We start from the raw sequence: 23,827 nt of genomic DNA on the forward strand, positions 1-23,827 counted from the left end.
GGTTCCTGCGGGGGCAGGGTGGGGTAGTGGGTTAAGCTAGATCATGGCGCGTTACATCGACGAGATCCTGCAGCCCGGCGAGCGCGTGCTGTATTCGACCAATGCGCACTGGATCTTCTACTTTCCGGCCATCGTGGCCTGGATCGCGGCGCTGGCCCTGCTCATCCTGTCGCGGCAGGCGACCGTCGACTGGCTCGTTCTGCTTTGCCTCGGGGCCGCGGGTCTCGCGGCTCTGGCGGCCCTGTATTGGACCGTGAAGGGCTGGTTCCATCGTTTCACCACCGAGACCGACGTCACCAACCTCAGGGTCGTGCACAAGACCGGCTTCATCAAGCGCCGAACCTTCGAGATGGCGCTGGACAAGGTCGAGAGCGTCGATGTCGACCAGACCATTCTTGGACGTATTCTCAACTACGGCGACGTGACGATTCGCGGCGTCGGCGAGGGTATCGAGACGATCAAGACCATCGCCTCGCCGCTCGCCTTCCGTAGTTCGATCACCACGCGGTAGGACCGCGCCCAACCATGAGCATGCAGCAAAATACTTCTCTTTCCGCCCAGCTCGGCTCGAGCGTCGACGCCGCCGAGATCGCGAAATTCTCGAAACTCTCGGCGGAATGGTGGGATCCCAAGGGCAAGATGGCGCCGCTGCACCGGATCAACCCGTTGCGGCTCGGCTATATCCGCGACGCCGCCTGCCGCAAGTTCGAGCGCAACGTGCGCAGCCTCAATTGTCTTGGGTCCTTGCGCGTGCTCGACATCGGCTGCGGCGCCGGCCTGCTCTGCGAGCCGCTGTCGCGCCTCGGAGCGCAGGTCATCGGCATCGATCCCTCCGCGAGCAACATCGCGGCGGCGAAGCTGCACGCCGACAAGAGCCATCTGGCGATCGACTATCGCTGCACCACGGTGGAGGAGATCGACCCGCGCGAGCGCTTCGACATCGTGCTGGCGATGGAGGTGGTCGAGCACGTCACCGACGTCGGCATGTTCCTGAAGCGCTGCGCCGCGATGCTGAAGCCAAACGGCCTGATGGTGGTCTCGACGCTGAACCGCAACTGGAAGAGCTTTGCCCTCGCCATCGTCGGTGCCGAATACGTCCTGCGCTGGCTACCGCGCGGCACGCATGAGTGGAACAAGTTCGTCACGCCCGACGAACTGACGAAATACCTGCTCGACAACCGTCTTGTCATCACCGAGCAGACCGGCGTCGTCTACTCGCCCTTCGCCGACAAATGGTCTCTGTCGTCGGATATGGACGTGAACTATATGGTGGTCGCGGAAGCGATGGTGTGAACTGCCCAGGGTGAGTGCGAGCCGTCATTCCAGGAACGCTGTCCTCCTGCGTTCGCAGCGACGACAGCGGAGATTGCCGCACTCCCGGAGGTTCTAACCGGCAGCCCCCGCCCTGCGTCCCGGCGCAGGCCCCACATATCTTGCCCTCGGTCTGATCAGCTTGCCGAACTGCAATTGCTCGCTGGCATGCGCGATCCAGCCGACGCTACGGGCCATCGCGAACAGTGCCAGCTCGCTGCCGGCGGGCAGACGCAGTGCGTGGACCAGCACGGCGAGCGCGTAGTCGATATTGACGAACTCGCCGGTGGCTTCCGCGATCCGCTCTGGCACTTCCCTGGTGAATTTGCGCGGCGCGCCGGAGCGCGACAGCGCGTTCAGCAGCGACTGCGCGCGGGGGTCGCCGTGCTTGTAGACGCCGTGGCCAAAGCCGGCAAAGCGTTCACCGAGGGCGACACGCTCGCGCACGACAGGCTCGACGTCGCGGTCGACCAGCGTCTTGACGAGCTGTGAGGCCAGGACGCCGGCGCCGCCATGCTTCGGCCCTTTCAACGCGGCGAGCCCGGCGATGACGGAGTCATAAAGGTTGAGGCCGGTCGAGGCAGCGCAGCGCGCGGTGAAGGTCGACGCGTTCAGCTCGTGATCGGCGAGCAGTACCAGCGCGCGGCGGATCAGGTCGGGCGCGTGCTTGTTGTCCGCCGCCCAGGCGCGCGCGACCTGCTGATGCAGCGGCCCGGCCGAGGCGTCCGCATTGAGCATGGTCGCAACCAGCAGGCGGACGATGCGCGCGCCGACCATAGCGCGGCCATCGGGTGCCCGGGTGAAGGCGCGGGGATCGACGCTGGCGGCCAGTGCGAGCACGGCGATGGCGCGGTCGATCGGTGCGGCCCGGCGCGCGGCCTTCGCGATCACGCGCATTTCCTCGGAGAGTTCCGGTTGATTGTCGGGGGCAAACGGATCGACGTCGGCGACATCCCACAGCAGCGTCGCGGCGTGCTCCAGCGTGTCACTCTCGGAAAGATCGACGCAATTGACGCCGCGATAGATGGCGCCCTCCTCGGTGATGGTCGAGATCTCCGTGTCCATCACCGGCAGATCGGCATCGAAGCTGCGCAGGCCGCGTGGCTCCGGCGACGGCACACGGCGCTCCTTCAGCGCCCGAACGTCCTCGGCGCGATAGCGGTTCTTTCGCGAGTCCGGCGTCGGCTCGGAGCGGATCAGGCCGCGGCTGACATAGGCGTAGAGGGTGGCCGGAGAGATCGCGAGCTCGGCGGCGGCTTCCCGAGCGGAGAGGTACAGCCCATCAGAATTTTTCATATTGATTTATGTAATCAAGATTGATCAATGTGTCGAGAGGCCTGACCTTGTTCTCCGTGAACAGGAGATTTGGGTCATGAACATCCACCTCACCAAAAGCCAGATCGGGCTGGACGGCGTTCCCGCGGCCGAGACCGTGCTGAGCCATGTCGACGGCGAGCGCGGCGAGCTCATCATCGCCGGGGAGCACGTCGGGCGGCTCGCCGCCATCTCGAGCTTCGAAGGCGTTACCGCCCGGCTCTGGAATGGCGCCAGCAAGACCACCCTCACCGAAGCCAATGTGCGCTCAAACCTGGGCGTGGCGCGCGAGCGCGCCTTCGCGCGGCTGCCGGACCTGTTGCCGGCGACGCGCGGCATGGGCATCATCGACGGGTTTCGTGCCGCCGTCGCCGGACTTCGCGCCGAGCACGGGCTGGAGCACGAGGCGACGATCGTCGGCGCGTTTCCGGTGATCGCGGGCGCGCTGGTCCGGCGCGCCAAGGGGCTCGAGCCGGTCGCGCCCGATCCCACCGTGAGCCATGCCGCCGACACGCTGCGCATGTTGCACGGCCGTTCGCCTGCAACGCGCGAGGTCACGGCGCTCGACGCCTATCTCGTCACCGCCAGCGACCACGGCATGAACGCATCGACCTTCGCCGCGCGCGTGGTGGCCTCGACGCAGGCCGACCTGTTCGCGGCCGTCACCGCCGGCTATTGCGCGCTGACCGGTCCGCTGCATGGCGGCGCGCCGGAGCCGGTGCTGGAAATGCTGGACGCGATCGGCTCGCGCGAGCGCATTCAGTCCTGGGTCGACGCGGCGCTGGCGCGCGGCGAGCGCATGATGGGTTTCGGTCACCGCGTCTATCGCGTCCGCGATCCGCGCGCCGACGTGCTCAAGACCGCGGTCGAGGCGCTTGCGTCCAATGGCACCGATTTGCCGTTTGCCGGCGAGGTCGAGGCTTATATCCGCAGCGCCTTGCGCAAGAAGAATCCGGAGCGGCCGCTGGAGACGAACGTCGAGTTCTTCACCGCGATCTTCCTCGATGCGCTGGCGATTCCGCGGCAGGCGTTCACGCCGATCTTCGCGATCGCGCGCAGCGCGGGCTGGACCGCGCATGCCCGCGAGCAGCAGCGGACGGGGCGGTTGATCAGGCCGAGCTCGTCATATGTCGGGGCGATGCCGGAAGTTTGAGAGCGGATGCCTCCGCGAGACCGGAATCGTAGGGTGGCCAAAGGCGCACTTGCGCCGTGCCCACCATCTCTCTCGATCGAAAAAAAGGTGGGCACGCTTTGCTTTGCCCACCCTACGACACTGTCGTCGCCGCAAGAGCGCGGAAAACAGCGGAGAAGACCGCGGGCCCCTACGCCTCGCGCACGACCGTCTTCAGATAATTATACGCCTTGATGATCTCGATCAGGCGGTCCTCGGTCGAGCGGTCGCCGCCATTGGCGTCGGGGTGGTGCTGCTTCACCAGCGCCTTGTACTTGGTCTTGACGTCGGCAAGCGTCGCGCTGGGGCCGAGGCCCATGACTTGAAGCGCCTTGCGCTCGGCGTTCATCACTTTGCGCGTCTCGGCCTTGGGCTCCGCTTCGGGGCCCTTGCGCCAGCTGGCGCGGCCGTTGATCTCGCTGAACATGCTGAAAGGATCGGCCGCCATGTCGATCTCTTCCGCGCCCTTCTTGCCGCCATTGGCGCCCATCTTCCAGGTCGGACGGTGACCGGTCAGCGCATCCTTCTGATAGCGCGCGACGGCTTCGGCATTCATGCCGGAAAAGAAATTGTAGTTCTGGTTGTACTCGCGCACGTGGTCGAGGCAGAAGTGCCAGTACTCGCGCTGGTTCTCGCGGCCCTTCGGCGCCCGGTGCGAGCCCTTGTTGGCGCAGCCCGCCCATTCGCAATTGACCGCGGTGTCGCGCGGCTTCACTTCCGGCTGCTTGCCCCGCGGCTTCACGCGGATGGAGTCGAAGAATTTTGATGAATCGATCGGCATGGCTGACTTTGACTACGCAATGCAAAAACCTTCAAGTCTTGACATTGCAATTCGCTGAGCACCCGGTCGCGACGAGCTTGGACGTCCGGGTATTGACGGGATGCGAGCGCGCACCTTAATGGCACACATGGCTATGAAAGACACTATCAGCAACAAGTTGCAGGAAGCTTTCACGCCGGAAAGCCTGCAAGTCGTCGACGAGTCACATTTGCATGAGGGCCACGCCGGCCACCGAGCAGGCGGCGAGACGCACTTCCGTGTGTATATCGTGTCTGCCGCCTTCAAAGGGAAGAGCCGGATCGACCGTCATCGCATGATAAATTCAGCGCTCGCCGCGGAACTCGCCGGCAGCGTGCACGCGCTGGCGATCAATGCGCAGGCGCCGGGGGAAGGTTGAATTCTCTGACCCTGCCCTGGAGGGGGAGGGTCGATCGCGCGCAGCGCGAGCGGGGTGGGGTGATCTCTCCACTCGGGTACTGTTGGATGTGGGAAGACCGTCACCCCACCCCGCTACGCATTGCGCTGCTCTTCATGTGTAGCGACCCATGGGCGAGCTACGCTCGTCCCGGACCCCTCCAGGGGAGGGTAAGGGAAAAATTAGAACGACGTCCCGGCCCGTCTCGGCTTTGCCTCTTCGAGCTCGGCCTCGCGCGTCACCGGTGAAATACGGAGCGCGGTGATGCGGTTGCGCTCGCGGCGGAGGACGCGGAAGCGGAAACCGTGGAAGGTGAAGCTCTGGCCGCGGTCGGGGATCGAGCGCGCCTCGTGAATGACGAGACCGGCGACCGTGGTTGCCTCTTCATCGGGCAGATGCCAGTCCATGGCGCGGTTGAGGTCGCGGATCGGCACCGACCCGTCGACCACGACGGAGCCGTCCGGCTGACGGCGCACGCCGGCGACCACCACGTCATGCTCGTCGGAGATGTCGCCGACGATCTCCTCCAGAATGTCTTCCAGCGTCACGAGGCCTTCGACCTCACCATACTCGTCGACGACGAGTGCGAAATGGGTCTTGCGGCGGCGGAACGCCTTGAGCTGCTGGGATATCGGCCGCATCTCCGGCACGAACCAGGGCGGCAGCATGATGGTGGTGACGTCGATGCGCGACGTGTCGCCCTCCGATGCGCGGATCGCGCGCAACAGATCCTTGGCGTGCAGAATGCCGATGATGTTCTCCGACTTGTCCCGCCACAGCGGAATGCGGGTGTATTCGGTGGCCAGCACCTCCCGCACCAGCTCCTCCGGCGGCAGGTCGGCGTTGATCATCACCATGGCCGTGCGGTGGACCATCACGTCAGACACGGTCAGCTCGCCGAGACGGAAGACGTTGTGAATGTACTCGGCCTCGCCGCTCTCGATCTTGCCGTGCACGGCCGATTCCTCGACCAGGCCCTCGATCTCCGAATCCGTCAGGATTTCGTGTTGCGAGAACTCCTGCACCCCCATCAGACGGAGGATCGCGCTCGACGCCGTGTTGAGGCACCAGCTCAGCGGGTAGAACAGGAGGTAGGAAAAATGCAGCGGATAGGCAATCCACTGCGACACTGGCATCGGCTCCCTGATCGCAAGCGTCTTCGGCACCTGCTCGCCGATGACGATGTGCAGCGAAGAGAAGACCAGAAAACCCGCCACGAACGAGGTGAAGTGCAGCGTGGCCTCCGACATTCCGAGCGGGCTGAGGACGGGGCTCAGCAGCGCAGACACCGTCGGCTCACCGATCCAGCCGAGACCGAGCGAGGCCATGGTGATGCCGAGCTGGCAGCAGGCGAGATAGGATTCGATGTTCCCCATCATCGTCTGCAGCAGGCGCGCGCCGAAGCGGTTCTGCTCGACCATGGCCTTGACGCGGAAGCCGCGGCTCTTCACCAGCGCAAATTCCGCCGCCACGTAAAACGCGTTGGCGGCGAGCAGGAGGGCCGCAAGCAGCAGATTGATCGAGATCGAACTCATGTTTGCCTCGCGACCGCCCTGGCGTTCCCCGCCGTTTCGCGGGCGGCCGATCTGAACGGTCCCGTTATCACTGCGCGAGCTTCTCTTTCAGGAAGTCGCGCACCGGCGCCGGCTCGACGTCCTTTGCGATCACCGCGCGGCCCACGGCCTCCAGTAGGATGAAGGTGAGCTTGCCGCGCTTGACCTTCTTGTCCTGCGCCATCAGCGCCATCAGCGCGTCGGCATCGGCGAGCCCTTCCTGCGCAAAGCCGGCGATGTCCTGCAGGCGCGTCGGCAGGCCTGCCTCGATCAGGTGGCGCTCGATGCGCGCCGCCTCACGCTCGCCGATCATGCCGAGCTTCGCGGAGAACTGCGCTGCCAGCGTCATGCCGATGGCGACGCCCTCGCCGTGGAACAGGCGGTCGGAGAAGCCGGTCACAGCCTCCAGCGCGTGGCCGAAGGTGTGGCCGAGATTGAGCAGCGCGCGCTCGCCGGTCTCGCGCTCGTCGCGCGCGACGATTGCGGCCTTGGCCCGGCAGGAGGTCGCGATCGCATGCTCGCGGGCCGATCCGCCCCTCGAGATGTCGGCATGGTTCTTCTCCAGCCAGCTGAAGAAGGCCTCGTCGCCCAGCACGCCGTATTTGGCGACCTCGGCATAGCCGGCCCGGAACTGGCGCGGCGACAGCGTGTCGAGCACGGCGGTGTCGGCGATGACGAGCACCGGCTGGTGGAAGGCCCCGAGCAGATTCTTGCCCTGCGGCGAGTTGATGCCGGTCTTGCCGCCGACGCTGGAATCGACCTGCGCGAGAAGCGAGGTCGGCACCTGCACGAAATCGACGCCGCGGCGCAGGATCGCCGCGGCAAAGCCGGCGAGATCGCCGACCACGCCGCCGCCGAGCGCGATGACGAGATCGTTGCGCTCGATCTTCGCTGCGATCAGGGCCTCGCTGACCTTTTCGAGCCCGGCATAGGTTTTCGAGATCTCGCCTTCCTCGACGACGATGCGCGAGGTCGGAATACCGCTGGCTGCGAGCGACGCCTCAGTGGGCTCGAGCCAGTATTTCGCGACGGTGCGGTCGGTCACGATGGCCGTGCGCACGCCGGGACGCAGAGCGGCGACACGCTCGCCGAGCGAGGCCAGCACGCCGCGGCCGATGACGATGTCATAGGCGCGGTCACCGAGTGCGACGTCGACCTTGATGGGATCGGAATGTTTCAACGGCGCAGTCATCTTGACGCACTCGCAATGTCGGCAGGCGGTTGGGCTGGCTCTCCGCCGCAGAGACGGGCGTGCAGCGCCTCGATGCATTCCTCGACGATTCTGTCGTGCGGCACGTCGCGCGAGGCGATGGTGAGGTCGGCATTGGCATAGATCGGCTCGCGCTGGGCGAGAAGGCGCGTCACGGTTCCTTCGGGATCGGCGGTCTGAAGCAGCGGACGGTCGGCACGGCGCCGCACGCGGCGCATGATGACGTCATGGTCCGCCCTCAGCCAGATCGAGATGGCCTTCGCCGCGATGCGTGCGCGCGTCTCCTCGCGCATGAAAGCGCCGCCACCGGTCGCCAGCACGATCGGCCCGCCCTCGAGCAGCCGCGCGATCACACGGGCCTCGCCGTCGCGGAAATAGGGCTCGCCATGGGCCGCAAAGATCTCCGGGATGGTCATGCCGGCATGGGCCACCTCGATTTCGGTGTCGGCATCGATGAAGGGCAGCCTGAGCCGGGCCGCGAGGCGGCGGCCGATGGTGGATTTGCCCACCCCCATCATGCCGACGAGCACGATCGAGCGCGCCCCGAGCGCCGACAGGATGTCGGCCTCGGGCGAAGCAGGAAGCGGCAACGCGGCGTCGGACATCGTCTCGCTCGGCTGGATCTCGCTCGAACTGCCGCCAGATGCGGCATGGCTTTGGCCACCTATACGACCCCATGGGGGCCCTCGCCAGAGGACTCTTGCCACGAAACGGCGAACATGTTGGATGATTTCATTGGTTAATTTGGCTGCCGCGCCCCGACCCGAGACCCCAGAACGATGCCGAGCCTGTTCCGCTTCCTGACGGTCGTCGCCGTGATCGGCGGCATCGTCTATGGCGTGGTCTTCGCGCTGGCGAACTTCGTCAACCCGAAGCCGCGGGAAATGACGGTGACGATCCCGCCGGACAAGTTTCTCAAGAAATAGGAGCTAGCCTCCCGGGCATGCCCGCCAAACCCTCAGACACCAGGCTCATCGGCCTGTTCCTCGACATGCTCGCCGCGGAACAGGGCGCCGGCCCCAACACGCTCGATGCCTACCGCCGCGACCTCAGCGATTTCTCGGAATTTCTGGGCCGCGTCGGCCATACATTCGTGGATGCCGAGACCCAGACGCTGCGCGACTATCTCGTCGATCTCGACACCCGCGGCTTCAAATCCACCAGTGTGGCCCGCCGGCTGTCCGCGATGCGGCACCTCTACCGTTTCCTGCTGAACGAGCGCATCCGCGGTGACGATCCCGCCGCGATCCTGTCAGGTCCGAAGCGCGGCCGCGGCCTGCCGAAAGTGTTGTCGATCGCCGACGTCGACCGCATGCTCCGCCGCGCCAGGGAATTGAGCGAGGCGGAAGATGCCTCGCCGTCGAAACGGCTGCGTGCCTTGCGGCTCTATTGCCTGCTCGAGGTGCTCTACGCCACGGGCCTGCGCGTCTCCGAGCTGGTGGCGCTGCCGCGCTCGGCGGCCAAGCGCGACGCCCGCATGATCGTGGTGCGCGGCAAGGGCAACAAGGAACGGCTGGTACCGCTCAACGACGCCTCGCGGCAGGCGATGGCGGACTATCTCGCCGCCACGGAAGCGGCAAAGGCCGACAGGAAGAACAGCGTGGCCGCGTCGAAATGGCTGTTCCCCTCGTTCGGCGAGAGCGGACATCTGACGCGCCAGCATTTTGCCCGCGACCTCAAGGAGCTCGCGGTTGCGTCCGGCTTGCAGGCCCGCCTGGTCTCCCCGCACGTGCTGCGCCACGCCTTTGCCAGCCATCTGCTGCACAACGGCGCGGACCTGCGCATCGTGCAGACCCTGCTCGGTCACACCGACATCTCGACCACCCAGATCTATACCCATGTGGTCGAGGAGCGGCTGAAGAGCTTGGTGCGCGACCTGCACCCGCTGGCGGAGAAGTAGTTGCTGCTGGTAGCCCGGATGGAGCGACGCGTAATCCGGGGCCGCCTCCTCGCCGCCAGACCTTCCCGGATTGCGCTTCGCTCCATCCGGGCTACGGGTAAAGGGTGAAACCGCCTTGACTTCGGCCACATCTCCGCAGAAAGAGCCGGGGCCTTTCGACTGATTTGGCCGACTGTCACGAGCACACAAGCCAAGCCATTGAAGAAGCTAAACTTCTTTCCGCCGCCCCAACGTGCTTCGCTTCTCGCGCCCCGTCCCCCTATATTGAGTTGATGCAAGACCAGATGCGCAGCTATCTCGACTTCGAAAAGCCCGTCGCCGAGCTCGACTCCAAGGTCGACGAATTGCGTGCGCTCGCCGCCACCGGCACCGACATCAGCGACGAGGTCGGGCGGATCGAGGACAAGGCGGCGCAGGCGCTGGCCGACCTCTATGCGAACCTGACGCCGTGGCAGAAGACGCTTGTGGCGCGGCATCCGCAGCGGCCGCATTTCAACGACTTCATCAAGGGCCTGATCACCGAATTCACCCCGCTCGCCGGCGACCGCAAGTTCGGCGAGGACGAGGCGCTGGTCGCCGGCTTCGGCCGCTTCCGCGGTGAGCCGATCTGCGTGATGGGCCAGGAAAAGGGCGATTCCACCGAGAGCCGCATCCGGCACAATTTCGGCATGGCGCGGCCGGAAGGGTATCGCAAATGCGTGCGGCTGATGGAGATGGCCGAGCGGTTCGGCCTGCCGGTGCTGTCGCTCGCCGATTCGGCCGGCGCCTATCCCGGCATCGGCGCCGAGGAGCGCGGCCAGGCGGAAGCCATCGCGCGCTCGACCGATGCGTGCCTGGCGCTGACCGTGCCCAACGTCGCGATCATCACCGGCGAGGGCATGTCGGGCGGCGCCATCGCCATCACCACCGCCAACAAGGTCTTGATGCTCGAGCACGCGATCTACAGCGTGATCTCGCCGGAGGCGGCGTCCTCCATTCTCTGGCGCGACGGCACCAAGGCGCAGGAAGCCGCCAACAACATGAAGATCACCGCCCAGGATATGCTCCGCTTCGGCGTGATCGACGCCATCCTGAAGGAGCCGGTCGGCGGCGCCCACCGCGACCCCGCCGCCATGATCGCCACCACGGGCGAGGCCATCGCCAAGGCGTTCGACGAGCTCCGGAACTTTGATGGGGATGCCATCCGCAAGCAGCGGCGGCAGAAATTCCTCGATATCGGCCGCAAACTGGGCTGATTCGCCTCGATTCCGCTCTCGTAGGGTGGGCAAAGCGAAGCGTGCCCACCAATCCCGGCTGTACGAACGGCTCGTGGGCACGGCGCTTCGCGCCTTTGCCCACCCCTACCAGGCCTTTCGAGCAGCCCCCGGTAACCCCGCCTTAACCCTTTTTTTGCCCAAATCGGCGATCTGAGTCCCCTCGGCCCGAAAGCCCAAGTTCCGTCCCAAGTCGCGTCCATTTAGTCTTCGTTGACCATGCCACTGGGCCAACGCCCTCGTGATCCCCGCTCGGGTTGCGACCACATGACCCAGAGGTTAGAATTTTAATCAATGGCTTCAGGGCATAAGCGCTGGAGCGGGGTCTGACCGGGCCCGTCTCGGCGGGTCGGTTTACCGGTCGGATTGCGCTTCGGAAGAATTGGGGTTCGCGCTTCAATGCCCGGCACGGTGTGGGGTCCATCTTGATTTCTCGTTCGCTTGCTCGCGCGCTCTTGGTTTCGGTTGCGCTGATGACGGCCGGCGGTCTGCTCGCCGGCTGCAACACCGATCAGGTCTCGCTTGCGACCAACGCCAAGGCCAATCAGCCGGTGCCGCCGAAGCTGATCGCCGCGATGGCCGAGAAGGACATGGACCTGCAATCGCCGATCCTGGTCCGCCTGTTCAAGCAGGAGGCCGAGCTCGAGGTCTGGAAGCAGACCCGCTCGGGCCAGTTCGCGCTGCTCAAGACCTATCCGATCTGCCGCTGGTCGGGCGATCTCGGCCCCAAGGTGCGCGAAGGCGACCGCCAGGCGCCGGAGGGATTCTACTCGATCAATCCGAGCCAGATGAATCCGCAATCGTCCTATTACCTCTCGTTCAACACCGGCTACCCGAACGCGTTCGACAAGGCGCTGGGCCGCACCGGCTCGCAGCTGATGGTGCATGGCGATTGTTCGTCGCGCGGCTGCTACGCGATGACGGACGAGCAGATCGCGGAGATTTATTCGCTCGGCCGCGAGTCCTTCTTCGGCGGCCAGAAGGCGTTCCAGCTGCAGGCCTATCCGTTCAAGATGACGCCGGTGAACATGGCCAGGCACCGGAACAATCCGAACATGCCGTTCTGGAAGATGATCAAGGAAGGCTATGATCATTTCGAGGTGACGCGGCAGGAGCCGAAGGTCGATTTCTGCGAGAAGAGATACGTGTTCGACGCCGCCAAGCCGGCGGACGCCAAGCGCGATCTGGTGTTCGACGCCTCCGCCAGATGTCCGGCCTATGTGATCCCCGAAGAGATCGCCAGCGCGGTCCGCGAGAAGCAGGCCAAGGACGAGACGGAATATGCAAGGCTCGTCGCCAAGGGCACGCCGGTGGCGCGGATGAACACCGGCATTGACGGCGGCATGCACAAGGTGTTCGCCGCCAAAATTCCGGAAGGCTCGACCGGCCTGTCCGAGAGTGCCGAAGGCACCACGCTGCAGATGCTGGCCATGGCGAAGGCGCCGGGCACGATCCCCGGCCACGTCAACCCGCCCAAGCCGAACCTCGACGCTGTGGCAAGCGCGCCGGCGCCGAAGGAAGAGCCGGTGGTTGCCGTTAGCGCGCCTGCCGCGAGCACCCGCGTCGCTTCGGCTGCGCCCGCCGGAAAGTCTGAAGGCAGCGGCTTCTTCTCCAACCTCGGCCGCAAGATGGGATTCGGCACCGCCGATACCACCGCGACCGCAACGCCCGCGCCGCAGGCCACGGCGTCCGTGGCCCCGGCCGCCCAGACGTCCACGACGCCGGCCACGGCCGCCTCGCGACTCAAGGCCGCCGTGACCCGCTTCGTGCCGGGGCAAGACAAGTCCCATGACAAGTCCAAGGATGCAAAGGATGCGCCGAAGCCGGCCGCCGTCGCCGCCAAGCCGGCCGAGCCGCCGAAGCCCGACACCCGACTCGCCGCATCGCGTCCGGCGCTGAAGCCGTCGGTGAGCGACGGCGCGGGTGACAATACCCCGATGATATCAGGCGCCGCGCCGGTGGTGCAGTCGAACTCGTTCGACAGCCGCTTCTCGGCGGTGAAGTAGGCTAGCGCCCGAGCGCGCAATTATCGCTCTTTCCTCCGCACCGCACGGTAGGGACTGTGAATCGTGAACGCGTCGGGCACTATGCCGCTTTCGATCCGCTTCCATGTCACCTGTGCAGCAATGGGAAAGTTCTCGCGTGCCCGCGGCGAGAAGGTGCCGATCGCGGTGGTACCGCGGCCGTTGCGCAAATAGTCGAGAAAAATGCGGCCGCTGCGCCTGGCCTGGGCCGCGAGAACGTAGCGGTCCGGCCGACGCAATGCGAAATCGGCCACGAGACTGCGCGCCACGCGATGCGCCTGATCGTGCAGCATTGCCACCTCAAGCGGCGCCGTCAGATGAATGCCCTGACCACCGGTCAACTTGGGCCAAGTCGCAAACCCCTCACGGCTCATCAGCGCGCGAAGTTCCAGGGCGGTCTCGATCACAGCATCCCATTCGACGCCCTCGCCGGGATCAAGGTCGATCACGATGCGATCGGCGTGCTCGAAATCCTCAACAGTCGAATTCCAGGGATGCAATTCGACTGCGCCGATCTCGACGAGTCCCAGGAAACCGTCAAGGCTGTCCACCCAAAGCCGCGTGCCTTCGCCGCCTTCTCGCTTTCGGATGCGTAGCTGGTGCACCGCTTGCGGAATGTCCTTCGGCAGCGGCCCCTTGTGATAGAACGTCGTGCCGTGCACGTGCCGCACCAGCTTGAGCGGTCGATGTCCTAGATGCAGCAGCGCCTTCTTCCAGACACGCGCCCAGTAATGCGCGAGCTCTTGCTTGGAGGGCACGATCGCATCGGGCAGCAGCTGCAGGATATTCTCTTTGGGAACGCCGAGCTTTGGCCGTCTGACCGATGAAGGCACCAACCGGGGCGCCCTGACCTTCCGCGGCGCAAGATCGTCGCGCAGGCCCTTGAATACGGCTTCACGCAGCAGGCCATCGTCGGTCAGGGCGCCATATTCCACCTCGGCATTCACCACGGGCTCAACCCATGTAGCCTTGGGCTTCTTTACCGGCAGATCGAGCGGAGAATCGCGCCGGATCAGTGGGTCAAGCCGTTCACGCAATTCACGCGCGGTCGCCTCGGTGTATCCGGTGCGGACCTTGCCGGCATAAAGCAGGCGCCCATCCTCGTGATGCCCGACGTAAAGCGAAGCCACCTTGCGCGGGTACGCGCCCAGCTTTTCGACGAATGCGACGATCGGAAACGTCTCGCTCTTCTTACATTTCAGCTTGAGCCAGGCTTCCTGCCGTCCGGAGCGATAAGGTGCGTCCGCGCGCTTGGCGAGCAGCCCTTCGAGGCCAAGCCTGCAAGCATGGCGAAGGATTTGCTCGCCGTCGGCTTCGACGTGCTCGACGTAGATGAAAGTCTCGGGCGCTTCTTTCAGGAGCCGCTGCAGCAGCTGCTTGCGCTCGACAAAGCCGACGCCGCGCAAATCGTATCCGTCAAGATACAATAGATCGAACGCGTGATAGCGAATGCGGCGGCTCTGCTTGGCGCCGAGCTCGCGCCGCAGCTGCTGGAAGTCCGGCCGGCCATTACTGCCGTAGACAACGGCCTCGCCATCAATGATCGCACTCCCGGCTCTGAGCATTCGCGCGCCGGCTGCAATTGACGAGAACTGCTCGGTCCAATCGTATCCGGCGCGCGAATAGACCGTCGCCGCGCCCGCCTGCAGGTGAAGTTGCGCGCGATAGCCGTCGGCTTTTATCTCGAACACCCAGCCGCTGCCTTGCGGCGGGTTCTCGCGTAGCGTGGGATCGCATGGCACGATGTATGATGGAATCGGAATCTTCCGCGCGCCGGCTAGGCGCGATAGTCCCGACTGACGCAACGCAACGGCACACATGCGGGATTCAACGCGGCCCGACAGATTCGTTCCGATCTGAAATAAAATCGATGGAATGCCGCGAAGCTCTTGAACAACCCGAATATTTCGCAGTGCGAGGGGCGCCGCGCGCTAAGGCGCCAGATACCGCATCAGCTCCGGACTGCCTTTCACCTCGCCGGCGTCGCCCTGCAGCGCGACGCGGCCGCGGTCGAGCACATAGGCGTAGTCGGCGACTCGCAAAGCGAGGTCGAGGTGCTGCTCGACGATGATGACGGCGATGCTCTTGGCAAGCTCGATCAGGCGCTCGGTGATCTCCTCGATGACGCCGATCCAGACGCCCTCGGTGGGCTCATCCAGCAGCAGCAGTTTTGGATCCCCGAGCATGGCGCGGCCGATCGCGAGCATCTTGCGCTCGCCGCCGGAAAGCGTGCCGGCAGGCTGGTCGAGGCGCTGGCCGAGCTTTGGGAAGATCGCCAGCACGCGGTCGATGGCGGAGGAATCCTTCTTAGCCAGCGAGCCGACGGCGAGATTGTCGCGCACCGACAGGCGCGCGAACACCGAATGCTCCTGCGGCACGTAGCCGATGCCGGCGCGGACGCGCTCCTGGGTGGCGCGGCGACTGATGTCGCGGCCGTCGAAGGCGACCTCGCCCTTCCATGCCGGCAGCTCGCCGACGATGGTCTTCATCAGCGTGGTCTTGCCGGCGCCGTTGCGGCCGAGCACGGCAACACCGCCGCGCCAGGGAATGCCGAGGCTGACGTCGAACAGGACTTGGCTGCGGCCGTAGCCGGCATCGAGATGCTTGATGTCCAAAAATTCAGGCACGGCGCAGATAGATCTCCTGGACGGATGTGTTGGCCTGGATCTCGGACACCGTGCCTGTTGCCAGCACCTTGCCCTGGTCGAGCACGGTGAGGCGATCGCAGATGTCGCGAATGAAATCGAGGTCGTGCTCGACGATGACCAGCGAGCAATGTTTTTTGATCGGCTGCAGCAGCTCGCCGGTGACGCGGCGCTCTTCCAGGCTCATGCCGCCGGTGGGCTCGTCGAGCAATAGGAGCTTCGGCTTGCCGGCGAGCGCCATCGCGATCTCCAGCCATTGCTGCTGGCCGTGCGACAGCGCAGCGGCCGCATCGAAGGCGCGGTCGGCGAGACGGAACTGCGTCAGCATGGACATGACCTGGTCGTGCAACGCACCGCGCGTGCGCGAGAACACGAGGTCGAACAGCGAGGACTGCGCCTGCAGCGCGAGCAGGATGTTGTCGTAGAGCGTGAGCGACGGCAGCACGGATGTGATCTGGAATTTCAGGCTCATGCCGGCGCGCGCACGTTCGGTCGGCGTGAACGCGGTGATGTCGGTGTTGACGAAGGAGACCTTGCCTTGGGTCGGCACTTCGGCGCCGGCGATGCACTTCATCAGCGTGCTCTTGCCCGAGCCGTTCGGGCCGATCAGGCCGTGAAACTCATTCTCGCCGACCGTGAGGGCTGCGCCGTCGAGCGCGGTGAGCTTGCCGAAGACCTTCTTGATGCCGGCCGCTTCAAGGAGCATTGCGCCTCTCCTTTTGCTTGGCACCAAAGCTGCCGACGCGTTCGCGCTCGCCGAGCACAAAACTGATCAGGCCGAGCGGCCGGAACAGGATCACGAGCAGGAGCAGCAGGCCGAGGATGATCGGCCAGATCTCGCGGTAATTGTCCGAAAGCCAGAAGCTGACGCCCTCGACGATGACAGCGCCGACGACGGCACCGATCAGCGTGCCGGAGCCGCCGAACAGCACATAGAGCACGACCTGGGTCGAAACCACGACGCCCACCATGTTGGGCCAGACGAAGCCTTCGTGGAAGGCATAGAGGCTGCCGGCGAGGCCTGCGACGGCGCCGCCGATGGTGAAGATGATGGCTTTGAGATGCTGCGCCTTGTAGCCGAAGAAGGCGATGCGCTGCTCGTTCTCGCGCAGGCCTGCGAGCGCAAGGCCGAATTGCGAGCGCACCAGGACGCGGCAGAGCAGATAGACCACGACGAGGATGCCGAGCACGAGATAATAGAACGCTGGGCCTTCCGTGAAGTCGTATGACCCAAGCGACATCGGCGCGATCGAGGGGATGCCGTTCTGGCCGCCGAGATAGTACCAGCCGCGCGCGAGCCGATCGGCGGCGTAGGAGCCGGTCAGCGTGCCGAGCGAGACGAAGATCACGCTGGAGGGATGCCGTCCCAGCAGCAGGAAGCCGCCGAGCAGCAGCGCGAAGGTGAGGCCGATCAGCGTGCCTGCCGGCAACACCAGGAAGATGTTGGTGATGTCGAGGTCGCGCGCGAGCAGGGCGACGCCGTAACCGGCCGAGCCGAAGAACAGCGCCTGGCCGAAGCTCATGATGCCGGCATAGCCCCAGACCAGGTCGAAGGACAGCGCAAACAGCGCGAGGATGATCACGCGCGTCGCGAAGACCGTGAGATAGTCCTGCAGCACCAGCGGCGCGAGTAGCGCCGCGAGGAGCACGAGGCCCTCGATGACAGGCAGGATTTTTCGTCCTGCCTTGTCCCGGTCATTGGCCCGTTCCGCCGCTGCGCCCTCAGCCATCGCACCGTCCATTTCGTCGTCCACGCCGGCGACGATGGCCTCTCTTACCACACTCATCGGCTTCAGCATTCCGAGTTCAACATCGTCAGAGGCAGCCGTGTCAATCACGGCGGGATTCACCTCTCCCCGAGAGGGGAGAGGCGAAAATCAGCATTCCTTGGGATCGACGAGGCCGTTGCTGCGCCCGACGATCTCGTAATTTCCGCTCTTGGCGACGGCGGTGTACATCTTCATCTTGCAGTGCCGCTTGCCCGGCACCATCTCGGCGGGTCCGCCCGGACCTTCGGCGATCTTGGCATGGTCGAGCGCGGCGGCCACGGACTCGCGGTCGATCTTGCCGGCTTCCTTGACCGCGGCTTCCCACAGCTTGAGGCCGCGATAGGTGCCGGTGGCAGCGCTGCCGGCGGCGAACAGGAAGTTGCCCGGGAAATCCTTTTCATAGGCCGCCTGGATCTTGGCGTCGAACGGGTTCTCCTTGGTCAGCACCTTGAAATAGTCGAGGCAGCTGGCGAGGCCTTCGATCTCGGCGGCCTGGTTGATGTTGAGCGTGTTCTCGTCGTAGTAGACGCAGGCCAGGCGCCCGCCGTTCTTGAGGAAGCCTGCTTCATAGAGCTGCTTGAAGAACGGGCCGACGCCGGGCGGGATGACGGTGTTGAAGACGACGTCGACCTTGTTGGAGATGATGCGGTTGACGGTCGCGGAGAAGTCGACCTGGTCGAGCGGGTAATATTCCTCGAACACGACCTCGCCGCCATTGGATTCGATCACCTTGCGGGCGTAGACGTTGAGCGTGTGCGGCCAGACATAATTGGCGCTGGGCAGCGCGAACTTCTTGCCGCCGTTCTTGATCAGCCAGGGAATGAACTCGTCGCATTGCTGCGCCGGCGTCGGGCCGGTGCAGAACAGGTACGGCGTGCACTCCTTGCCCTCGTAGAGCTGCGGATAGATGTAGAGCGTCTTGCCGCGCGCGACGATCGGGTCCTTGATCGCGTTGCGCATCGACGAGGTGATACCGCCGAGCACCATGTCGACCTTGTCGCGCTGGATCAGCTTGCGCACGTTGCCGACGGCGACGGATTCGTTGGACGCGGTGTCCTCGATATAGAGCTCGAGCGGACGGCCGAGCAGGCCGCCGGCCGCGTTGATCTCCTTGATCACCATTTTCGCGACGTTGGCGTCGGCGTTGCCGGCGTACGCGATCGGGCCGGTGAGGTCGGTGGCGATGCCGACCTTGATCGGCGCCTCGGCCGCATTGGCCCAGGGCGCCGGAATCACCCAGCTGCCGACGCCGGTTGCGACCGCGCCGGATGCAAAGGCGAAATTGGACAGGAAACGACGTCGCGTGAGCTGAGTACGATCGAGCATGTGATTAAACCCCTTTTCCAGCGATGAGACCTTGCGGACGGAATTTGATGAAGACGATGGCGAGCACGAAGACGAGCACGTCGGCGACGACGGGTGCCATTACCCAGGGCAGCGCCGCGCTCAGCGTGCCGATGACGCCGGCGCCCGCGACCGGGCCGATGAAGGAGCCGACCCCGCCGACCATGACCGCGACAAAACCCTGGATCAGGAAGCGCAGGCCGAGATCGGCAAACAGGCTGAACACCGGCACGATCAGCGCGCCAGCAAGGCCCGCGAGCGCCGCACCGAAGGCGAACGTCGCGCCGTAGATCAGCGGCGTCGAAATGCCCGACGCACGCGCCAGCGACGGGTTCTCCAGCGTCGCCCGCACGCGCAGGCCGAAACTCGTCCGCGACAACAGCAGATAGCAGAGGCCCATCACCAGCAGCGTGATGATGATGATGGTGAAGCGCCACGCCGAGATGTGCATGGCGCCGATGTCGATCGAGCCGCCGATCGGCTCCGGCACGGTGAGGTAGAAGCCGCCGATCAGCCCGCGAACGGCCTCGCGGATGATCAGGCCGAGCGCATAGGTGCCGAGCATGGCAACGATCGGCGCGGCGTAGAATCGTCGGATGATCAGCGCCTCCAGCACGAAGCCGAGCGCACCGACCACGAAAGGCGCCGCAACCATGCCGGCCCAGATCGGCAGGCCCTTGGCATAAGCGAGATAGGTGATGTAGGCGCCGAGCAGGACGAACTCGCCCTGCGCGAAGTTGAAGATGCCCATCATGCTGGCGATGATCCCGAGCCCCAGCACGATCAGGACGATGATCGCGCCGAAGCTCAGGATCTCGAACGCCGCGACGAACGCGTTAGCCATGCGTTGCGTTTCCGCCGAGTTGAAGCAAAGGTTTCCTCACATCTTCTTCCAGTCGCCGATCTGCTCGAAGGCATGGGCGGCGCGGTAGATCGTGGATTCCTCGAACATGCGGCCGACCAGCATCAGGCCGACGGGCAAGCCGTCGACCATGCCGCAGGGCAGCGACATCGCCGGATGGTGGGTGATGTCGAACGGCGCGGTGTTGGAGATCATCTCGAGCGCGCGGGCGACATAGTCCTCGCGGCTGGCATTGGGCTCCGGCAGCTTGGTCGCCTTCATCGGCGTCGTCGGCATCAGGAGCAGGTCGTAATCCCCAAACGCCTTGTCGTAGGCCGCGGTCAGCCGGCGCGAGATGTTGAGGGCCTTGCCGTAGAAGCGAGGGCCGAAATTGTTGTTGATGTAGGTGCCGAGCATCATGAACAGCTTCGTGGTCTCGGACAGCGAATCGGCCTGCCGACGCCAGCCGCGATGGAAATCCATCAGCGAGGTCGAATAGAGATCGCCGCGGCTGAGGCCGTAGCCGTCGCCGAACATCATGGTCTGGGTCAGGCCTTCCGTGCCGATCGGCGTCCAGATCGCCCCGCCCATCAGGTGCATCGGGATCGAGACGGTCTCGACCGTGGCGCCGAGATCCCTAAAGCGCTTTGCGGCCTCGCGCACGCTTTCATTCACCGCAGACTCGGCGGTCGGCTGTTCGAAACCCTCCTTGACGATGCCGATCTTCATGCCCTTGACGCCCTGGCCTAGCGCCTTGGTGTACTCCTCGACCTTCGGAGCCTTGATGCGCGGATCGTAGCCGTCGTCCCCGGCGAGCACCTCGAGCAGCAGCGCATTGTCTTCGACCGTTGCCGTCATCGGACCGGTGTGATCGACATAGATCTCGATCGGCATGATGCCGGTGTAGGGGACGAGGCCCCAGGTCGGCTTCATGCCGTAGATGCCGCAGAACGACGACGGCATGCGGATCGAGCCGCCCTGGTCGCCGCCAATGGCCATGTCGACCTCGCCGAGCGCGACCACGACGCCCGATCCCGACGACGAGCCGCCGGCCGAGTAGCCCATCTTGTGCGGATTATGCACCGGCCCGTAGGAGCCGGTGTGGCTGCCGCCGGACAGGCAGAAATGCTCGCAATGCACCTTGCCCTTGATCTCGGCGCCGGCATCCAGCATGCGCGTGACGATGGTGGCGTCGAAATCGGGCACATAGCCTTCCAAGGTCGACGAGCCGTTGGTCATGGGCACGCCGGCCAGCATGATGTTGTCCTTCAGCGCGATGGTCTTGCCCTTGAGCTTGCCGCTGGCGGCGCCCTTCACTGTCGACTTGCGATACCAGGCATTGCGCGGGTTCTCCTCCGCCGAGGGCCGATAGCCCGGCGTGCGCGGATATTTCACTTCGGGCAATTCGTCCGGCATCGCGGCAACGAGATTGTAGGCTTCGATCGAGCCCTGCATGAGACCGCGGAACGAGGCGACGTCGTCATCGGTGAGCGAAAGACCGCATTGCTCGGCGACACTGCGAAGTTGGGCTGGCGTGGGAAGGGCAACTGTCACGGCGCTCTCCTTGAAGTTCTTTGCAACGTTGGGCGTGGCCGCCCCGGTGCGACGCACGCACCCGCGGCCTCGCCGAAACATTCAAAACGGAAATATTTTCCTTTTCAAGTATTATTTTGCAAATGCGCCGGCCGGTCTAGCCGCGAGGCGGTCAGAGCGGCTTGATCAGCTTGAAATCGAGACCGTCGGCCTCGGCGAGATGCATCGGCATCCGCACGTGCCCGTTGCAGACGGTAACCCGACCGCGGGCGCCGCTGTAGACGATGTTGCGGCCGGCCGCGAGCAGCGGCCGCATCGCCAGCGAACCAGCCTTGTTCGCAACGGCTTCGAGGAAGCGCAGGCCTTCGTAACTCGATTGCCCCACCGAGCCGATCGGCGGCGCATTCGGCCCGAACATCGCGTGATAACGGCTCTGGAAGTCGTCATTGGCGCGCGCGCCGGTGCCGGTGAAGTAGCCGGAAGCGCAGAACATGTTCTCGCTGTTGTCGGCGCCGATGCCGAGTAGCACGGTATCGTCCATCGCGCCCGCGAGCCGCAGCGTCGTGGCGCCTAGCCCACATTCGCCGAAGGCCCGGTTGAAGGTGATGCTGTCGGTACCGATCAGCGAGATCAACACGACATCGGGCTTGGCGGCGCGGATCCGCGCCAGATGCGGCCCGTGATTGTCTTCGCCGAGCGGGACGAACTCTTCGCCGACGACGCGGCCGCCGGTTTCCTTGATGTAGTTCTTCACCGCGCGATGCGATTGCCAGGGCCAAACGTAGTCGCTGCCGATCAGGTACCAGCGTTTGGCCTTCTTGACGTCCGCGAGCCAATGGATGGCGGGGCGGCTCTGCCAGCGCGGCGTCTCGCCGATCGCCATCACGCCGGGCGTGCGCTCGCCGCCCTCGTAGACCGGCGTGTAGATATAGGGAATGCGGTGGCGTGTGGTGACGTCGCGGAGGCCCACGCGAACCGCGCTGGTGTGCAATCCGACGATCAGATCGACCTCGTCGAATGCGATTGCCTGCTCGGCGCGGTCCAGAACCTCATCCAGCGGCCCGCCGGCATCGTAGATCGACAGCTCGAGCTCGCGGCCGAGAATGCCGCCGCGCTTGTTGATCTCGGCGACGGCAAGCTGCGCGCTGTTCGTGGCACACGGGCCCCACACGCCAGGCGAGCCGGTGCAGCAGATGAAGCCGCCGACGCGCAGCTTGTTGACGCCGCGGCGCTTGAACAAGGCGTCACCGTGCGGCGACAAGGCACCGCCAGCTGCCGAAGACGACAGATTCCTGAACAGCAAGGACGGCGGTAACGCCGAGCCGCCGTGAGCCGGGAAGTTCACCGTCGCGCGCACGCCAACTCCTGTCTGAGGCCAGACCTGAAAGCACATTGAGCAGGCGGCCGCGGCTTCCGCCCTTTTGTTGGGCAATGATCTTATTTTGAAAATATTGAATATTCAAGAATTGAAGTGCATATAGATGCAGCATCGATTGCAAGACATTCACTCATTTGGGTCAAGGCGAAGTCTCAGCCGTGGCAAAACCGCCGAAACAAAATTCCCCAATCACCGAACACCTCGCTTACCTGCTCGCGCAAGCCAACCGGGAAATCAACCGGCAGCTCGAACTGAGGTTGAGCAAGGAGGGCGTGCCGGTCGAGCAATGGCGCATCCTGAAAGTGCTGTCGGACGGCGAGGGCCATTCGATGGGCGAGCTCGCGGACGCCGTGCTGCTCAACCATCCGACGCTCACGAAGATGATCGACCGCATGGTCTCCGACACGCTGGTCTACCGCGTGCAGGACCCGAACGACCGCCGCAAGGTGCTGATGTTCATCTCCGACCGCGGCAAGGTGCTGTGCAAGAAGCTCAACTCGCTCGCGGTCGACCAGGAGGAGCACATCCTGGAGAGCTACGGCGACAAGTCGACGAGCGAGCTCAAGCGGCTGCTGGAGAGCTTGATCGACAGCTCGAATTAGACCTCGTGAAGTGGAGCGTGGCGCCTTGCGAAGCGCACACACACATCTGCCGTTTCAATGCATAGCCAGAGGAAAGCACTCGCGCATCATCGCCAGCACGAGAGGCGATAGCGTTGGCCATTCCATGTCGTCCAGCCCACGGCCTTGTTGCCGACCGGCTTGGCTAGATACCATTTGTTGCCGTCGGCATGGTTGAAGTACACGCCGCCCTGGGTTCCGCTGCGTGGATTTGTCAACTTCACCCATCGCGAGCCATTATCTGAGAAGCGGCCTGACCAGCGTGCTCCCGAAGTGCTGGTGCAAGTGTTGCCGTTGCAGGTTGTCTGACTGTCATCGACGGCGGCCCATTTCATCCGGGCCGGGCGGCCGTCGATGTTGCACGACCATGTTCCGCCCCACCATCCGCCCACTTGGCTCGCAGGGGCGGAACCGCAGGCGTAAAAACTCAGGGCAAGGACACAAAAGGCGGTTGGCAGCGCGCGTTTGGACATTGTCTGGCTCCCAATTTTCAGGCCACGTCTCGTGATTCAATCAAACCACGGATTGAGCTCTGTAGCGGTGATCCAGATCACAATGAGCAGTGGTAAAAAATTGGATGGTCTACCCGAGGGCGTTCGCCGAGACGCGATGCCGCGCTTTGACCATTGGCTCTCCGGGTGAAGAGTTCTTCAGCGACGCAGCCGCGCGAGCGAGTGGCCGCCGGCCATCTGCAGAAGCAGCAGCACTCCGGAGTGATCACAGGAACAGGCGCTGAGGCGGGTTGCCAGATGACTAAAGCGTGCT

At 64.6% G+C, this 23,827-nt stretch carries 24 protein-coding genes; 9 read left to right on the top strand and 15 right to left on the bottom strand.

Going from position 1 to position 23,827, the window contains the following annotated elements; all coding sequences use genetic code 11:
- The first annotated feature begins 43 nt into the window (after nucleotides 1-43).
- The gene (locus I6F16_RS32140) at nucleotides 44-511 is read left to right on the top strand and encodes a PH domain-containing protein (protein ID WP_036014717.1); all 468 of its coding nucleotides are present in this window, start codon (nucleotides 44-46) and stop codon (nucleotides 509-511) included.
- Nucleotides 512-525: 14 nt separating this feature from the next.
- Nucleotides 526-1,293, top strand: a complete 768-nt coding sequence (gene ubiG, locus I6F16_RS32145; RefSeq protein ID WP_036026212.1) for a bifunctional 2-polyprenyl-6-hydroxyphenol methylase/3-demethylubiquinol 3-O-methyltransferase UbiG — start codon at nucleotides 526-528, stop codon at nucleotides 1,291-1,293.
- Nucleotides 1,294-1,386: 93 nt separating this feature from the next.
- Here the strand turns inward: ubiG and I6F16_RS32150 are convergent, their stop codons facing one another.
- On the bottom strand, nucleotides 1,387-2,607 hold the full coding sequence (locus I6F16_RS32150) for a citrate synthase family protein (protein WP_225115168.1): 1,221 nt from the start codon (nucleotides 2,605-2,607) through the stop codon (nucleotides 1,387-1,389).
- A 76-nt stretch (nucleotides 2,608-2,683) separates the two neighbouring features.
- Here I6F16_RS32150 and I6F16_RS32155 point away from each other — a divergent pair, with 76 nt between their 5' ends.
- Nucleotides 2,684-3,778, top strand: coding sequence for a citrate synthase/methylcitrate synthase (locus I6F16_RS32155; RefSeq protein WP_225174290.1), 1,095 nt, complete (start codon nucleotides 2,684-2,686; stop codon nucleotides 3,776-3,778).
- 169 nt (nucleotides 3,779-3,947) lie between these two features.
- On the opposite strand, the gene I6F16_RS32160 is transcribed toward I6F16_RS32155, so the two are convergent.
- Nucleotides 3,948-4,577: a DnaJ domain-containing protein gene (locus I6F16_RS32160; protein WP_036014711.1), complete on the bottom strand. Its 630-nt coding sequence runs from the start codon at nucleotides 4,575-4,577 to the stop codon at nucleotides 3,948-3,950.
- Nucleotides 4,578-4,704: 127 nt separating this feature from the next.
- On the opposite strand from I6F16_RS32160, the gene I6F16_RS32165 reads away from it, so the two are divergent.
- Nucleotides 4,705-4,974 carry a BolA family protein gene (locus tag I6F16_RS32165; protein WP_050995968.1) on the top strand — a complete coding sequence of 90 codons (270 nt, stop codon included), beginning with the start codon at nucleotides 4,705-4,707 and terminating at the stop codon, nucleotides 4,972-4,974.
- A gap of 200 nt (nucleotides 4,975-5,174) precedes the next feature.
- Here I6F16_RS32165 and I6F16_RS32170 read toward each other — a convergent pair whose 3' ends face one another.
- From I6F16_RS32170 to I6F16_RS32180, 3 genes are all read right to left on the bottom strand, one after another.
- Nucleotides 5,175-6,527, bottom strand: a complete 1,353-nt coding sequence (locus I6F16_RS32170; protein ID WP_036014704.1) for a hemolysin family protein — start codon at nucleotides 6,525-6,527, stop codon at nucleotides 5,175-5,177.
- A 67-nt stretch (nucleotides 6,528-6,594) separates the two neighbouring features.
- Complete coding sequence (gene aroB / locus I6F16_RS32175; RefSeq protein WP_036014703.1) at nucleotides 6,595-7,737, bottom strand: 3-dehydroquinate synthase; 1,143 nt, start codon at nucleotides 7,735-7,737, stop codon at nucleotides 6,595-6,597.
- Complete coding sequence (locus tag I6F16_RS32180; protein ID WP_036042618.1) at nucleotides 7,734-8,360, bottom strand: shikimate kinase; 627 nt, start codon at nucleotides 8,358-8,360, stop codon at nucleotides 7,734-7,736. The genes aroB and I6F16_RS32180 overlap by 4 nt, the downstream gene beginning before the upstream one ends.
- 174 nt (nucleotides 8,361-8,534) lie before the next feature.
- Here I6F16_RS32180 and I6F16_RS32185 point away from each other — a divergent pair, with 174 nt between their 5' ends.
- The 4 genes from I6F16_RS32185 (at nucleotide 8,535) to I6F16_RS32200 (ending at nucleotide 12,914) form a co-directional block, all read left to right on the top strand.
- Nucleotides 8,535-8,681 (top strand): hypothetical protein, encoded by a 147-nt coding sequence (locus tag I6F16_RS32185; RefSeq protein WP_036026218.1) that lies wholly within the window; start codon nucleotides 8,535-8,537, stop codon nucleotides 8,679-8,681.
- A 17-nt stretch (nucleotides 8,682-8,698) separates the two neighbouring features.
- The gene (gene xerD, locus I6F16_RS32190) at nucleotides 8,699-9,655 is read left to right on the top strand and encodes a site-specific tyrosine recombinase XerD (RefSeq protein ID WP_225113633.1); all 957 of its coding nucleotides are present in this window, start codon (nucleotides 8,699-8,701) and stop codon (nucleotides 9,653-9,655) included.
- A gap of 272 nt (nucleotides 9,656-9,927) precedes the next feature.
- Nucleotides 9,928-10,890: an acetyl-CoA carboxylase carboxyltransferase subunit alpha gene (locus tag I6F16_RS32195; RefSeq protein WP_036042616.1), complete on the top strand. Its 963-nt coding sequence runs from the start codon at nucleotides 9,928-9,930 to the stop codon at nucleotides 10,888-10,890.
- A 491-nt stretch (nucleotides 10,891-11,381) separates the two neighbouring features.
- Nucleotides 11,382-12,914 (top strand): murein L,D-transpeptidase family protein, encoded by a 1,533-nt coding sequence (locus tag I6F16_RS32200; RefSeq protein ID WP_225113634.1) that lies wholly within the window; start codon nucleotides 11,382-11,384, stop codon nucleotides 12,912-12,914.
- Between the two features lie 20 nt (nucleotides 12,915-12,934).
- On the opposite strand, the gene ligD is transcribed toward I6F16_RS32200, so the two are convergent.
- The 9 genes from ligD to I6F16_RS32245 form a co-directional block, all read right to left on the bottom strand.
- Nucleotides 12,935-14,752, bottom strand: coding sequence for a DNA ligase D (gene ligD, locus I6F16_RS32205; protein WP_225113635.1), 1,818 nt, complete (start codon nucleotides 14,750-14,752; stop codon nucleotides 12,935-12,937).
- A gap of 111 nt (nucleotides 14,753-14,863) precedes the next feature.
- Complete coding sequence (locus I6F16_RS32210) at nucleotides 14,864-15,559, bottom strand: ABC transporter ATP-binding protein (protein WP_036014686.1); 696 nt, start codon at nucleotides 15,557-15,559, stop codon at nucleotides 14,864-14,866.
- Nucleotides 15,552-16,283, bottom strand: a complete 732-nt coding sequence (locus I6F16_RS32215) for an ABC transporter ATP-binding protein (protein WP_036014683.1) — start codon at nucleotides 16,281-16,283, stop codon at nucleotides 15,552-15,554. The genes I6F16_RS32210 and I6F16_RS32215 overlap by 8 nt, the downstream gene beginning before the upstream one ends.
- Nucleotides 16,273-17,376, bottom strand: a complete 1,104-nt coding sequence (locus I6F16_RS32220) for a branched-chain amino acid ABC transporter permease (protein ID WP_225174291.1) — start codon at nucleotides 17,374-17,376, stop codon at nucleotides 16,273-16,275. Before I6F16_RS32220 ends, I6F16_RS32215 begins: the two co-directional genes overlap by 11 nt.
- A gap of 78 nt (nucleotides 17,377-17,454) precedes the next feature.
- Nucleotides 17,455-18,672, bottom strand: coding sequence for a substrate-binding protein (locus I6F16_RS32225; protein WP_036014678.1), 1,218 nt, complete (start codon nucleotides 18,670-18,672; stop codon nucleotides 17,455-17,457).
- Between the two features lie 4 nt (nucleotides 18,673-18,676).
- Complete coding sequence (locus I6F16_RS32230) at nucleotides 18,677-19,534, bottom strand: branched-chain amino acid ABC transporter permease (RefSeq protein ID WP_225113637.1); 858 nt, start codon at nucleotides 19,532-19,534, stop codon at nucleotides 18,677-18,679.
- 36 nt (nucleotides 19,535-19,570) lie between these two features.
- A complete protein-coding gene (locus tag I6F16_RS32235; protein ID WP_036026291.1) occupies nucleotides 19,571-21,085 on the bottom strand; it encodes an amidase in 1,515 nt (504 codons plus the stop codon).
- A 151-nt stretch (nucleotides 21,086-21,236) separates the two neighbouring features.
- Nucleotides 21,237-22,421 carry a substrate-binding domain-containing protein gene (locus tag I6F16_RS32240; protein ID WP_036026234.1) on the bottom strand — a complete coding sequence of 395 codons (1,185 nt, stop codon included), beginning with the start codon at nucleotides 22,419-22,421 and terminating at the stop codon, nucleotides 21,237-21,239.
- Complete coding sequence (locus I6F16_RS32245) at nucleotides 22,309-22,563, bottom strand: hypothetical protein (protein ID WP_162131185.1); 255 nt, start codon at nucleotides 22,561-22,563, stop codon at nucleotides 22,309-22,311. The genes I6F16_RS32240 and I6F16_RS32245 overlap by 113 nt, the downstream gene beginning before the upstream one ends.
- Before the next feature lie 37 nt (nucleotides 22,564-22,600).
- Here I6F16_RS32245 and I6F16_RS32250 point away from each other — a divergent pair, with 37 nt between their 5' ends.
- Nucleotides 22,601-23,044 carry a MarR family transcriptional regulator gene (locus I6F16_RS32250; protein WP_025032676.1) on the top strand — a complete coding sequence of 148 codons (444 nt, stop codon included), beginning with the start codon at nucleotides 22,601-22,603 and terminating at the stop codon, nucleotides 23,042-23,044.
- Nucleotides 23,045-23,130: 86 nt separating this feature from the next.
- Here I6F16_RS32250 and I6F16_RS32255 read toward each other — a convergent pair whose 3' ends face one another.
- A complete protein-coding gene (locus tag I6F16_RS32255; protein ID WP_225113638.1) occupies nucleotides 23,131-23,535 on the bottom strand; it encodes a DUF6006 family protein in 405 nt (134 codons plus the stop codon).
- Between the last annotated feature and the right edge of the window lie 292 nt (nucleotides 23,536-23,827).

The sequence above is a fragment of the Bradyrhizobium sp. IC4060 genome, from assembly GCF_020193715.1.
Classification (GTDB): Bacteria; Pseudomonadota; Alphaproteobacteria; order Rhizobiales; family Xanthobacteraceae; genus Bradyrhizobium; species Bradyrhizobium yuanmingense.